The organism is Lachnoanaerobaculum sp. ICM7, from assembly GCF_000287675.1.
In the GTDB taxonomy this organism is placed as follows: domain Bacteria; phylum Bacillota; class Clostridia; order Lachnospirales; family Lachnospiraceae; genus Lachnoanaerobaculum.
Window position 1 is genome coordinate 22,198 of sequence record NZ_ALJL01000007.1, and the last position, 13,437, is coordinate 35,634.

14 protein-coding genes and 1 rRNA gene are annotated in these 13,437 nt (G+C 37.0%); all 15 read left to right on the top strand.

The window, feature by feature from the left end; translation table 11 throughout:
* Window positions 1-2 precede the first annotated feature (2 nt).
* A complete protein-coding gene (locus HMPREF1140_RS01330) occupies window positions 3-512 on the top strand; it encodes a GtrA family protein (protein WP_009662127.1) in 510 nt (169 codons plus the stop codon).
* A 14-nt stretch (window positions 513-526) separates the two neighbouring features.
* Window positions 527-3,427 carry a glycoside hydrolase family 3 N-terminal domain-containing protein gene (locus HMPREF1140_RS01335; protein ID WP_009662138.1) on the top strand — a complete coding sequence of 967 codons (2,901 nt, stop codon included), beginning with the start codon at window positions 527-529 and terminating at the stop codon, window positions 3,425-3,427.
* A complete protein-coding gene (locus HMPREF1140_RS01340; protein WP_009662129.1) occupies window positions 3,420-4,796 on the top strand; it encodes an aminotransferase class I/II-fold pyridoxal phosphate-dependent enzyme in 1,377 nt (458 codons plus the stop codon). The genes HMPREF1140_RS01335 and HMPREF1140_RS01340 overlap by 8 nt, the downstream gene beginning before the upstream one ends.
* A 5-nt stretch (window positions 4,797-4,801) precedes the next feature.
* Complete coding sequence (locus HMPREF1140_RS01345) at window positions 4,802-5,395, top strand: guanylate kinase (protein ID WP_009662119.1); 594 nt, start codon at window positions 4,802-4,804, stop codon at window positions 5,393-5,395.
* Window positions 5,388-6,359 (top strand): DNA polymerase III subunit delta', encoded by a 972-nt coding sequence (gene holB, locus HMPREF1140_RS01350; protein ID WP_009662142.1) that lies wholly within the window; start codon window positions 5,388-5,390, stop codon window positions 6,357-6,359. The genes HMPREF1140_RS01345 and holB overlap by 8 nt, the downstream gene beginning before the upstream one ends.
* Before the next feature lie 9 nt (window positions 6,360-6,368).
* The gene (locus tag HMPREF1140_RS01355; RefSeq protein WP_009662123.1) at window positions 6,369-7,178 is read left to right on the top strand and encodes a PSP1 domain-containing protein; all 810 of its coding nucleotides are present in this window, start codon (window positions 6,369-6,371) and stop codon (window positions 7,176-7,178) included.
* Between the two features lie 4 nt (window positions 7,179-7,182).
* Window positions 7,183-7,929, top strand: a complete 747-nt coding sequence (locus tag HMPREF1140_RS01360; protein WP_009662122.1) for a tRNA1(Val) (adenine(37)-N6)-methyltransferase — start codon at window positions 7,183-7,185, stop codon at window positions 7,927-7,929.
* Entirely contained in the window at window positions 7,919-8,761 is an 843-nt protein-coding gene (gene rsmI / locus HMPREF1140_RS01365) for a 16S rRNA (cytidine(1402)-2'-O)-methyltransferase (RefSeq protein ID WP_009662141.1), read from the top strand. Before HMPREF1140_RS01360 ends, rsmI begins: the two co-directional genes overlap by 11 nt.
* A gap of 15 nt (window positions 8,762-8,776) precedes the next feature.
* Window positions 8,777-9,226, top strand: coding sequence for a ribose 5-phosphate isomerase B (gene rpiB, locus HMPREF1140_RS01370; protein WP_009662137.1), 450 nt, complete (start codon window positions 8,777-8,779; stop codon window positions 9,224-9,226).
* A 4-nt stretch (window positions 9,227-9,230) separates the two neighbouring features.
* Window positions 9,231-9,593, top strand: coding sequence for a hypothetical protein (locus tag HMPREF1140_RS01375; protein ID WP_009662121.1), 363 nt, complete (start codon window positions 9,231-9,233; stop codon window positions 9,591-9,593).
* Window positions 9,594-9,617: 24 nt separating this feature from the next.
* The gene (locus HMPREF1140_RS01380; protein WP_009662134.1) at window positions 9,618-10,457 is read left to right on the top strand and encodes a pyridoxamine kinase; all 840 of its coding nucleotides are present in this window, start codon (window positions 9,618-9,620) and stop codon (window positions 10,455-10,457) included.
* A complete protein-coding gene (locus tag HMPREF1140_RS01385; RefSeq protein WP_009662120.1) occupies window positions 10,454-10,642 on the top strand; it encodes a DUF951 domain-containing protein in 189 nt (62 codons plus the stop codon). Before HMPREF1140_RS01380 ends, HMPREF1140_RS01385 begins: the two co-directional genes overlap by 4 nt.
* Window positions 10,639-12,192: an ABC-F family ATP-binding cassette domain-containing protein gene (locus HMPREF1140_RS01390; protein ID WP_009662126.1), complete on the top strand. Its 1,554-nt coding sequence runs from the start codon at window positions 10,639-10,641 to the stop codon at window positions 12,190-12,192. Before HMPREF1140_RS01385 ends, HMPREF1140_RS01390 begins: the two co-directional genes overlap by 4 nt.
* A gap of 8 nt (window positions 12,193-12,200) precedes the next feature.
* A complete protein-coding gene (locus HMPREF1140_RS01395) occupies window positions 12,201-12,743 on the top strand; it encodes a glutathione peroxidase (RefSeq protein WP_009662125.1) in 543 nt (180 codons plus the stop codon).
* 513 nt (window positions 12,744-13,256) lie between these two features.
* A 16S ribosomal RNA gene (locus tag HMPREF1140_RS01400) occupies window positions 13,257-13,437 on the top strand; the annotation flags it as partial.

The window sequence follows — 13,437 nt, forward strand, 5'->3', positions numbered from 1 at the left end:
TTATGAATGTAGTAAAAGAATGGATAGAAGCGCATCCGAATCTATGGGAGTTTATTAAATTTAATATTCTCTCAAATGTAGCAACAATTGTAAATTTTATAGTTATGTGGATAGGAACGGCTACATTTACAGGATTTGGATGGCATCAGATACCGTTTCAATTTTTGATTTTTAATTATGCGGAAAATATTGAGCAAAATCTTGGGATGGCAGGATTTTTAAGCTTTCTTGTGGCTACCGCACTTGCTCAGACTGTAAATTTTTTTGTTCAAAAACAGTTTGTATTTAAATCAAATGCGGCATTTAAGGATGCTATACCGAAGTATATTATGCTTGCTGTTGTATTGATCATTATTTCTGCGGCACTGCCTGCATATTCACAGAAGTTTTTTAGGGATATAGGAATCAGTGCAAGTCTTGTACCTACACTGGCTAATGCAGTAAATATCATTGTTCAGGTGGTTATCAGCTATCCTACAATGAAATATATTGTAATGCCTGAGAAAAAATAAATAGGAGGAGTATTATGTTAGCTGTTAATATGGAGGATGTAATAAGTGTTATCAAATCTATAGCGCCACACCTTGTGGCTATAGTGACACTTTTTGTGGCGGCCCTTGTGGTCATGTTTATCACAAGAAAGGAAAAGCCTGCACTAAAAAATCTTATAAGATCGGCGTCATGGCTTGTTTTTGGACTGGGAACACTTTTAAGTATCAATCTTATGATAAACGGCCCTTTAAAGACTATGATAACACTTGCTACAGGAAGGGGAGTTATAACTGAACAGTCTTTAAATGAAGCAAAGTCATTAGGTGAGGAGATTTCAAGTGAGGGTATTGTGCTTTTAAAGAATGACTCAACACTTCCGCTTCAAAAGGGTTCAAAACTCAATCTCTTCGGGTGGTCGTCAACGAATCCCTTATACGGAGGTACAGGTTCAGGAGGACTTAACGATTCATTCCCTACGGTATCACTTATTGAAGGATTACAGAATGCCGGATTTGAGGTAAATGAGGAACTTGTAAAGTTTTATACAGATTTCAGGCAGAAAAGACCTACAGTAGGAATGTGGGGACAGGATTGGACTATACCTGAGCCTTCAATTGAACAATATAATGAGGCAAATATTTTTGATAATGCAAGAAATTATTCCGATAAAGCTGTAGTTGTTATTGCAAGATCCGGCGGTGAGGGGGCTGATTTACCGAGAAGCCTTGATCCCGGTGTTGAAGATACATTTGTGGACGGAGGTACTTTCGGATCAAAGGGTATCAGATATAGTGATCAAAAGGACGACCTGGATGCCGATAAGAGCTATTTGGAGCTTTCAAACAGAGAAACAGCAATGCTTGATGCGGTAAATAAGAAATTTAAAAACATTATTGTAATCATAAATGCTTCAAATCCTATGGAACTTGGTTTTGTAAATGAATATGAGAATATAACAAGTGTGGTTTGGTGTCCGGGAGCAGGACAGACGGGATTTAATGCTCTTGGTAAGATTCTTGACGGAGAGGTAAATCCTTCAGGTAAGACAAGCGATATCTTTGTATATGACTTAAAAACAACACCAAGCTATAATAACTTCGGAGATTTCCACTATACAAATATGGATGAGTTTGCCGTAGAGGACAGAGGAGTATCATACAACCCAAGTTTTGTAAACTATGTTGAGGGTATTTATGTAGGATACAGATTTTATGAGACTGCAGCTAAAGAAGGTGCTATAAATTACGCCGGATATGTACAGTATCCGTTCGGTTACGGACTTTCTTATACCAACTTCACAAAGGAAATGGGAGAGATAGTTGCAAATAACGGTAAGATAAGTGTCGATGTATTGGTGACAAATACAGGAAATGTTGCAGGAAAAGATGTTGTTCAGTTATATTTCAATCCTCCTTATACAAACGGAGGTATTGAAAAGGCGAGTACAAATCTTATAGGCTTTGCTAAAACAAAGCTTTTACAACCGGGTGAAAGTGAGACTGTAAAGATTACTTTTGCGGTTGAAGATATGTCATCATTTGATGAAAAAATCAAAAAGGCTTATGTGCTTGAAAAGGGAGTGTATGAGATCAGCTTACAGGAAGATTCTCATAATATGCTTGATACAAGAACATTCCCTCTTGAAGATGATATAGTTTACGGTGATACAAACAAGAGAAGCAGTGATGATTCTGTTGCTACAAGTAAACTTGACGATATGAGAGGCGATTTTACAGTTCTTTCAAGAAAGGATAAATTTGCAAATCTTGAGGAAGCGACAAAGGCGCCTACAAATTTTGTGCTTCCGGCAGATAAAAAGGCTGAATTTTTAAATAACAGTAATTATGACGGCAAAAAATTGGATATTGAATCTGATGAGATGCCGAAGACAAATGCAAATAATAAAATAAAACTGGCAGAACTCAGAGGGCTTGACTATGATGATGAAGCCTGGGAGAGTCTTCTTGACAATCTAAGTTTTGATGATATGTCAAAACTTGTAGCTTTGGGAGGATATCAGACCACAACAATAGGAAAAATAGGTAAAGTACAGACAGTTGACTGTGACGGACCTTCTTCAATAAACAATAATTTTACAAAGAAGGGTTCAATAGGACTTCCTGCAACAATAATGCTTGCTAATACCTTTAATACAGACCTTGCACATTCATTTGGAGACAGCATCGGAAAGATGGCAGATGAGATGGAGGTTTCAGGCTGGTATGCACCGGCTATGAATACACATAGAAGTGCATTCGCAGGAAGAAACTTTGAGTATTTCTCGGAAGATCCTTTGCTTGCAGGAAAGATTGCATCAGAAGCGGTAAAGGGTGCCGAAGATCATGGAGTATATGCATATATTAAGCATTTTGCTCTAAACGATCAGGAGACCAACAGAAACTATCAGCTCATGACTTGGGCGGACGAGCAGACCGTAAGAGAGATATATCTTCGTCCTTTTGAAATATGTGTAAAAGAAGGTAAGGCAAAAGCGGTGATGAGTTCGTTCAATCACTACGGAATAACACCTGCAGCCGCATCAAATGAAGTTCTCAATAAGATTCTAAGAGATGAGTGGGGCTTTAGAGGTATGGTGCTTACCGATTATTTCGGTGCCGGCGGATATGGTTATATGAATGCCGACAGATATATAAGAAACGGTAATGATTTCTGCCTTACAGCAATTGATACAGGTTATAATTATGTAAAGGATAAGAGTGCTACAGCAGTGATTGCACTTAGAAAAGCATCACATAATATACTGTATACAACTGTCAACAGTAGAGCATATGCACCTGAAAACCTTAACTTAGGTATGATGGGATGGCAGATTGCAGCTATAGTGATAGATATTATATGTATAGTAGCAGCTGTACTTTTGGCTTTGAAGGCTTGGAAAAATTACGCTACAAGAAAAGATGCAGATAATGAATAAAAATTTTTTAGCATATAAATTAAAAGAATATGTTAGCTCCGGTATATTGCCTATGCATATGCCGGGGCATAAAAGAAGAGTGCCGAAAGAAATAGAAGAGATTATGACAGATATCTATGATATGGACCTGACGGAAGTAGAGGGCACTGATAATTTACATGATGCTACAGGCATTATAAAAGACTCTATGGAGTTTACAAAAAATATATATAAAACTAATAAAACATACTACTTAATAAATGGTTCAAGCTGTGGTATACTTGCAAGTATAAGAGCCTGTGCCTGTACAGGTGATTATAAAAATAAAAAATCATATATAATAGTGGCGGATAATGCACACTTTAGTGTATATAATGCTATTGAATTGTTAGATTTGATACCAATATATGTAAATATAGGGTATAATAATTTAGGCATTGCAAAAGAATGTGATGCAAAGAGTGTGAAAGCACTTTTAGAAGTAAATAAGAAAAAAAATATAGTGGCAGCACTGCTTACTTCACCTACATACGAGGGAGTTGTATCCAATATACAATTGATTGCAAAAACTTTGCATGAGTATAATATCCCGGTTATAGTGGATGAAGCACATGGTGCCCACCTTACTTATATAGAAAAAACAACAAAAAAATATGCCGATCTTAACAATGCTCTTGATATGGAGTTTCCGTCATCTGCATTGAATTTTGGTGCAGATATAGTGGTGCAAAGTTTGCATAAAACTCTGCCTTCGCTTACTCAAACTGCTCTTTGTCATTTAAAGTCAAAGTTGATTGATGAAAAATGCTTGGAAGAGTCACTCCATATATTTGAAACCAGCTCGCCTTCATATGTTTTTATGGCAGGTATTGATGCTTGTATACGATATATGAGTAAAAGTTATGCATATGTATCTCAGTATTTAAAGAGTCTGAAAGCCTTCAGAGAAAAAGTTTCAAGCTGTAAAAGTATTCATTTATGGGAGGAAAATACAGGACTCGGATATGATTTTACAAAACTTGTAATTTACTCAGATAATATTGACGGGATTACATTGGCAAATATACTCAGGGAATCCTACAATATTGAAACTGAGATGAGCAGACCGGAATTTGTGCTTGCGTACAGTACGGTTTGTGACAGTGAAGATGATTTTGACAGGCTGTATAAGGCCTTAAGTGATATTGATAAAAATTTCGTTTATATAGAACATGAGTCTACATCAAATCTTGATGAAAAGTATCTAAATAAGATTGCGAAAAAAAACATATATATATATCCGCCCGGTGTGCCGGTTATAAAGAAGGGGGATATAATAGATCGAGCCGGTTTTGAGTTGTTGCAAGAATATATTAAAAAAGGGAAAAGGGTCTATGGACTGGACCCATAAGTAAAATGGGAAAAATTTATTATGTAATGGGCAAGAGTGCTTCAGGAAAAGATACTATCTTTAAAAGATTGTATAAGGAGTGCCCGAGAACAAAGAGACTTATAACATATACCACAAGACCTATAAGGGATGGGGAAGAAAATGGTGTTGATTACCATTTTGTAGATGAATCCGTTATAGAAGAATATAGAAAACAGGGTAAGCTTATAGAGATGAGGACTTATAATACGGTTAAAGGTCCGTGGATATATGCAACTATTGATGACGGATCATTGCATCTTGAAAGTAAAAATTATCTTATAATAGGAACTCTGGATTCTTATAAAAAAATAAAAGAGTACTATGGTGCGGAAAATGTCGTACCAATATTTATAGAACTCAGTGACGGCATCAGACTGCAGAGAGCTATAAACAGAGAGATGGTGCAATCAGAGCCACAGTATGCCGAACTTTGCAGAAGATTTTTGGCGGATGAGGAGGATTTCTCACCTATGAGACTTGAAAACGCCGGAATTACAAAAAAATATGTCAATGAAGATTTAAATAAGTGTATACTGGAAATAAAAAAAGATATGGGAATAAAGATACAGGATGAGTGATTTTATTCTTGGAAATGAAAAGATAAGGCATCATCTAAGGGAGTCAATAATAAAACGGTCGATATCACATGCATATATCCTTGCAGGAGACAAGGGAATAGGAAAGTCTAAAATTGCAAGAGAGTTTGCTATGGAACTTATATGTGAGAAGAATACAGGATGCGGAGAGTGTCCTGCGTGCAGGCAGTTTTTGGCGGATGCATATCCGGATTTTTTTTATATGGATGCCGAAGGCAAAGAAAGTATCGGAATCGACAGGATTCGAGAAAATATAGTGAATGATGTTTCAATCAGACCATATCATGGAAGAGTAAAGATATATGTAATAGACGAGGCGGATAAGATGACTGTTGGAGCGCAGAATGCACTGTTAAAGACTATAGAAGAACCGCCCGAGTATGTAGTTATATTACTTTTGGTAAGAAATATGAGCTTACTACTTGAAACAATAAGGAGTAGATGTATAAAGCTTTTGTTGAGTGCGGTAAGTAATGACAGAATAAAGAGATGGCTTGTTGAAAAAGGTACAAGTGAAGATTTGGCTACGGTGGTAGCCTCGTATTCAAATGGTGCACCGGGGATTGCCAAAGCAATGGCTGAATCTGAGGATTTTGCCGGTATGTATAATCAAAATGTAGAGTTTTTGAAAAAGATTTCAGAAGCATCTATAAATGATATACTTTTATTTATAGAAGAATTGAAAAAAAGAACCGGAGGATTTAAGGATTTTATAAATTTTCTAAGACTCTGGTATAGAGATATATGTATCTTAAAGCTTACAAAAAAGATAGATAACCTTGTATTTATAAGGGAGGAAAGCATTATACTAAGGCTTTCCAGAGAATATACACTTAAAAAGATTAACAGTATAATAGATTTAATAGATGAAACGGAGACTAGGCTAAACTCCAATGTAAGCGGAGATACGGTGATGGAATTGCTTTTTATTGGCCTTAGAAAATAGGAGAAAAAGATGAGAGTAATAGGCGTTAGGTTTAGAGATGTAGGTAACATCTGCTACTATGATCCTGATGATATTGATATAGATGTTAATGAGAGAGTAATAGTGGAGACTGATAGAGGCATTGAATGCGGAAGAGTCATATTGGGTGCCAGAGAACTCAGCGAGACTTATGATAAACCTCTAAAAAAGATAATAAGAAAGGCAAGTTCTGAGGATATTTGTATCTATGAGGAAAACTGCAAGAAGGAAAAAGAGGCCTTTGATATTTGCAAGTCAAAGATTATTGAACTTAATTTGCCTATGAAACTGATTTCTGCAGAGTATACATTTGATAATGCAAAGGTTTTATTTTATTTTACTGCAGAATGCAGAGTTGACTTTAGAGAGCTGGTAAAGATACTTGCATCTATTTTCAGAGTAAGAATAGAGCTCAGACAGGTAGGAGTAAGAGATGAAACCAAGATGGTGGGCGGCATGGGTTCATGTGGAAGAGCGCTTTGCTGTCACAGTTATTTGTCTGACTTTGTACCTGTGTCAATAAAGATGGCAAAGGAACAAAGCCTGTCTTTGAATCCTGCAAAAATCAGCGGTGTATGTGGAAGATTGATGTGTTGTTTGAAAAACGAATCCGATACATATGAGTATTTAAATAAAAAAATGCCAAGAGAAGGTGTTACAGTGTTAACACCTGCAGGTGAGACAGGTGTAATAGTTACAACCAGTGTATTACGGCAGACTGTAAAGGTGCTTGTTACAAAATCAGAGGATGCAAAGGAAATTGAAGAGTATCCTTTAAAAGAGATAAGGATACAAGCTTAAAATCATGAAAGATGAATTGATCAGGGAAGAATTGGGAGAGAGACTTGATGATCTGCAATGTGAGAATCTCTTCCTTATACAAAATCCGGCTAAGTTTTGCTTCGGCATAGATGCGGTACTTTTGGCAAATTTTATTAAAGTAAAAAGAGGCGGTCATGCTGTGGACCTTTGTACAGGAAGCGGCATTGTACCGGTGCTTTTGAGTGCGAAAACTCAGGCAAAAAAAATAACAGGTATTGAAATACAGGAAGATATTGCCGAAATGGCAAACAGAAGTGTAAAGTATAATAGCTTGGAAGAAAAAATTGATATAATAAACGATGATATTGCTAATGCGCTAAAATATATAAAACAAGGAAGTGTTGATACCGTCAGTGTGAATCCGCCATATATGAAAGATACAACAGCTATAAAAAATCCCGATTTACCGCTTGCTATTGCAAGGCATGAGCTTCTTACAGATCTTGATAAAGTGGTGGAGATTGCAGGTAAGTTATTAAAAGAAAACGGTAAGTTTTTTATGATACACAGGCCAAGCAGGCTTTCCGAAATATTTGCCGCACTAAAGAAAAACAGAATAGAACCCAAGAGAATAAGATTTGTACATCCATATATGGAAAGTAAGGCAAATCTTGTTTTAATAGAGGGGGTAAAGGGCTCGGGTGTATGGCTGGATGTGGAGCCGCCCCTGGCAGTTTATAAGGATAAAAATATATATACGGATGAGGTGTTGAAAATATATGGCAGGTAAAATATATCTGGTGGCTACACCTATAGGAAATCTTTCCGATATCAGTATGAGGGCGATAGAAACATTGAAAAATGTAGATATAATTGCCTGTGAAGATACAAGAAACACTATAAGGCTTTTGAATCATTTTGAAATAAAAGGACATTTGACCTCATACCATGAATATAATAAAATAGACAAGGCATATGAGCTTTGTGAAAAAGTGAAAGAAGGTAATAATATTGCTTTTGTTTCAGATGCAGGAATGCCTGCAATATCAGACCCGGGTTATGAGCTGGTGGATATCGCATATAAAGAGGGACTGGAGGTTACCGTTGTTCCGGGAGCCAGTGCGGTAGTATCTGCACTTGCAATAAGCGGTATAAGTTCAAGAAGGTTTGCCTTTGAAGGATTTTTACCTGCGGATAAGAATGAGAAAAAGGAAATATTAACTGAACTTTCACAGGAAAGCCGAACTCTTATTTTATATGAAGCACCACATAGATTGCTAAAGACCTTAAAGGAACTTTTTGAGTATATGGGGGATAGAAATATTGCCATAGTAAGAGAAATTACAAAGTTGCATGAAGAGGTTTTAAGAGGAAAACTGGCGGATATAATAGCTGATTATGAGTCTGAAAAGATTGCAATCAGAGGCGAATATGTACTGGTGATAGAGGGAAAGAGCCTTTTGGAGAAGAGGGAAGAGAGACAGAAGTCCTTTGAAGAAACCAGTATCAGAGAACATTATGAAAAATATATAGCCGAGGGCATGGACAAAAAAGAGGCGATGAAGGCAGTGGCAAAAGATAGGGGAATACAAAAGAGAGATGTTTATAAGGAACTCTTGTAAATAAAAGGAGGAAATATGAGAATTGGAATAGGAAATGATCATACGGCAGTTGAGCTGAAGGACATTATTACAGAGCATTTGACAGCGGCGGGTTTTGAAGTTGTGGATTTTGGAGCGAAGGCGGGGGAGAGATGTGACTATCCTGTACCCGGAAGAGATGTCGCAGAGGCTATAGTTTCCGGAGAAGTGGATAAGGGAGTACTTATTTGCGGTACAGGTATCGGAATATCATTGGCTGCAAACAAGGTACCGGGAATCAGAGCGGCAGTTTGTTCAGAGCCTTATTCCGCAAAGATGGCGGCGCTTCACAATAATGCTCAGATTATTGCATTCGGTGCAAGAGTGGTTGGCTCTGAAATGGCTAAGATGATTGTAGACAGTTTCTTCGAGACCGAGTTTGAAGGCGGCAGACATCAAAACAGACTAGATATTATCAGTGAAATAGAAGAAAAGTACTCAAGGTAAAAACATGGGAATAGCAAATTGGTTCAGTTTTGAAACAGCAAAGCAGAAAAAGAAGAAGATGGATAGATATTATAAAAAACTCTATCCTTTCGGAGAAGAGCAAAAGAACTGGGAACAGGACAGGCTCAATGAAACCTTTCCGGATAATAAAAAGACAAAAAGTTATCATTTTGAACTTTTGATTTTGCGTGAAGGTATTGCAAATCTTTCAGACCCTGATGTTTATGATGAGGATGAGGAGCGTCCAAGCATTGAGGAAGTAATAAAAAACTGGAGAGATAAAGAGACGGTTTACAGATTAAAGCCTGAAGAAAAGCAACAGTTAATTGAAATTGCGCTTGAAGAAATAGAAAAATTCAGTAAATAAAAATATATTTGTTGAGGTGGGTTTATGAATAAAAAAGTGTTAACAGTACAGGATATTTCATGTTTCGGACAGTGCTCCACAACAGTGGCATTACCGATACTTTCAGCTTGCGGAGTTGAGACGGCTATAATGCCGTCTGCTATACTTTCCACCCATACAGGCGGTTTTAGCGGATTTACTTTCCGAGATCTGACAGAGGATTTGCCTAAGATTATGGAGCATTGGAAAAAAGAAGGCATAAACTTTGACGCAATATATACGGGTTATCTCGGAAGTAAGAGACAGATTGAGATTGTAATTGATTTGTTTAACAATCTTTTAAAAGAAGACGGAATTAGGATAGTTGATCCCGCTATGGCGGACAACGGAAAATTGTATACAGGATTTGATGAAGATTTTGTAAAAGAAATGAGAAATCTTGTAGGTACAAGTGATATTGTACTTCCAAATATGACTGAAGCCGCTTTACTTACAGACAGTGAGATATTACTTGATAATCAAAGCGGTGAATATATTATGAGTATTATATATAAACTTAGAGACCTTGGTGCTAAGAATATAATATTAAAAGGTATCAGAAATATTGAAGGCAAGCTTGGAATAGCTGTGTTTGAAAGTGATACTGAAAACATAGAGATATTCTACACTGAAAGAATAAAAAAAGATGCGCATGGTACAGGTGATTGTTATGCTGCGGCATTTACAGGAGGGCTGATGCATGGGAAGAGCTTTAGAGAGGCGGCGAAGATAGCTGCGGAATTTGTCTCTGAGGCTATAAGAAAGACAATTGATGATGAGAGTCATTGGTACGGAGTGAAATTTGAAAAAGCCTTACCGGTTTTAGTGAGAGAGTTGAATAAATGATACAAATAGATGTAGGAGATATACTTACATTGAAAAAGCCGCATCCATGCGGTTCTTATGAGTGGGAAGTGCTTAGGATTGGACAAGATTTGAGGCTAAAATGTGTAGGATGCGGACATCAGATGATGATTGCGAGAAAGAGTATAGAAAAAAATATTAAAGCAAAAGGAAAAGATGTAGAATGAGTATTTTGAATGTGGAAAATTTGAGCCACGGTTTTGGTGATAGAGCTATTTTTGACAATGTTTCCTTCAGAATGCTAAAAGGTGAGCATATAGGACTTGTTGGTGCCAACGGAGAGGGTAAGTCTACATTCATGAGTGTAGTTACAGGAAAACTGATGCCTGATGAGGGCAAGATAGAGTGGGCAAAAAATGTACAGATAGGATATCTGGATCAGCACTCGGTACTTGAAGAGGGAACCAGTATAAGAGATGCATTAAAGGGAGCCTATGATCATCTTTTTGATATGGAAAAAAGAATGAATGAAATCTGTGACTTGCTTACTACAGCTGATGAAAGCGCGATGGATGAGCTTATGGAAGAGCTTGGTACTATTCAGGAACTTTTGATGGCACATGATTTCTATACTATTGATGCTAAGGTCGAAGATGTGGCAAATGCGCTGGGGCTTACAGATATCGGACTTGAAAGAGATGTAACGGAACTTAGCGGCGGACAAAGAACAAAAATCCTTTTGGCAAAGCTTCTCTTACAAAAACCGGATATTTTACTTTTAGATGAGCCTACAAACTATTTGGATGTTGAACATATTGAGTGGCTGAAAAGATATTTGCAGGATTATGAGAATGCATTTGTACTTATTTCGCATGATATACCTTTCCTTAATTCTGTGGTAAATATCATATATCATATGGAAAATCAGGAACTCAACAGATATGTAGGAGATTATAATAAATTCCTTGAGGTTTATGAGGTAAAGAAAAAACAGCTGGAGGCGGCATATAATCGTCAGCAGAAGGAAAGAGAAGAACTTGCCGATTTTGTTGCCAGAAATAAGGCGAGGGTTGCTACAAGAAATATGGCAATGAGCAGACAAAAAAAGCTTGATAAGATGGATATAATAGAGCTTGCGGCGGAAAAGCCGAAGCCTGAGTTTAATTTTAAAGAGGCCAGAACACCGGGTAAGACTATTTTTGAAACTACAGATCTTGTGATTGGTTATGACTCACCACTTTCAAAACCTATAAATGTAAGAATGGAAAGAGGAGAAAAGATAGCAATGTTCGGTGCAAACGGTATAGGAAAGTCAACTCTTTTAAAGAGTATACTTGGTCTTACACCGGCATTGTCAGGAAAAACTGTTCTGGGAGACTATCTTGAGATAGGCTATTTTGAGCAGGAAAGCGACAATAAGTCAAAAAATACCTGCATTGAGGAATTGTGGAGTGAATTTCCGGGGTACAGTCAATACGAGGTAAGATCAGCGCTGGCAAAATGCGGTCTTACTACAAAACATATAGAGAGTCTTTTCAGAGTACTCTCCGGTGGAGAGCAGGCAAAGGTGAGACTTTGTAAGCTTATTAACAGGCCTACAAATATTCTTTTTTTGGATGAGCCGACAAATCATTTGGATGTGGACGCAAAGGACGAATTGAAAAGAGCGCTGAAGGCATATAGGGGAAGTATACTGCTGATTTGCCATGAGCCTGATTTTTACGAAGACTTTATAACAAGAACCATTGACTGCAGAGAGTGGTCACTGAGGGTATAAGATTTTATATGAATTTTTATGATTTAAGAGTGGAAGCGGCTGACGGAAGTATAATCTCTATGAGTGATTTTAAAGGGAAGGTTGTGCTGGTAGTAAATACTGCTACAGGTTGTGGCTTTACACCACAATATAAATCGCTTGAAGAGATGTATGAAAGGTACAATGAGAAAGGTTTTGAAATAATTGATGTACCCTGTAATCAATTTCGTGATCAGACACCGGGTACAGATGAAGAGATACATGAGTTTTGCACATTAAACTATAATACAAAATTTCCACAGATGAAAAAGTCGGATGTAAACGGTGAAAATGAAATAGAACTTTTCAAATACTTAAAATCACAAAAGGGATTTGAAGGTTTTGGAACGGGCATTAAAGCTTTGGGTATGGCTGCAATGTTAAAGGTTATGGATAAGGACTACAAGAATAATCCTGATATCAAATGGAATTTTACAAAGTTTGTTATTGATAGAGAAGGTCAAGTGGTAGCAAGATTTGAGCCTACTATAGATATGAAAGAAGTAGAAGAGCTTGTGGCATCTTTAATATAGAAAATTTAAAAAAAACATAAAACAAAGGTTGACAGGACAGTGTGTAAGGTGTAGAATGATACCACTGTCCTAAAAAGATAGAAAAAATAAAATCAAATATTTCTAAAAACAATAGAAAATACTCTTGACATGATTTAGAAAGTTTGATATTATATCAAAGTTGCTCAAAAAGAGCAAAGAAAGTTCGAGAAAACTTTTCAAAATAACTTAAAAAGTTGTTGACAAGATGAAATGAGCTTGATATAATAGCTAAGCTGTTTCAAACAGCAACCAAATGAACCTTGATAATTTAAGATTAAACAGTACACACAACCCTGAAAATTCTTGATTATTTCAATAATCAATGAGATTTCAGATGCATTTTTCACTTGATGAAAACGAGCGAAAGCGAAGTTTGAATCTTAGTGAAAAAGTAGTTCTTCGTACGAGTGAAACGAGTGCGATAGAACAACCTTAAAAAACAGTAGATCTGTGAAAACAGATGCAAGCTAGCGAGAAGGCTAGATTAAACTTTTATATGAGAGTTTGATCCTGGCTCAGGATGAACGCTGGCGGCGTGCTTAACACATGCAAGTCGAACGAAGCTGCTTAAAGGAAGTCTTCGGATGGAATTTAAGTAGACTTAGTGGCGGACGGGTGAGTAACGCGTGGATAACCTGCCTTATACAGGGGGATAACGGAGAGAAGTTTCCGC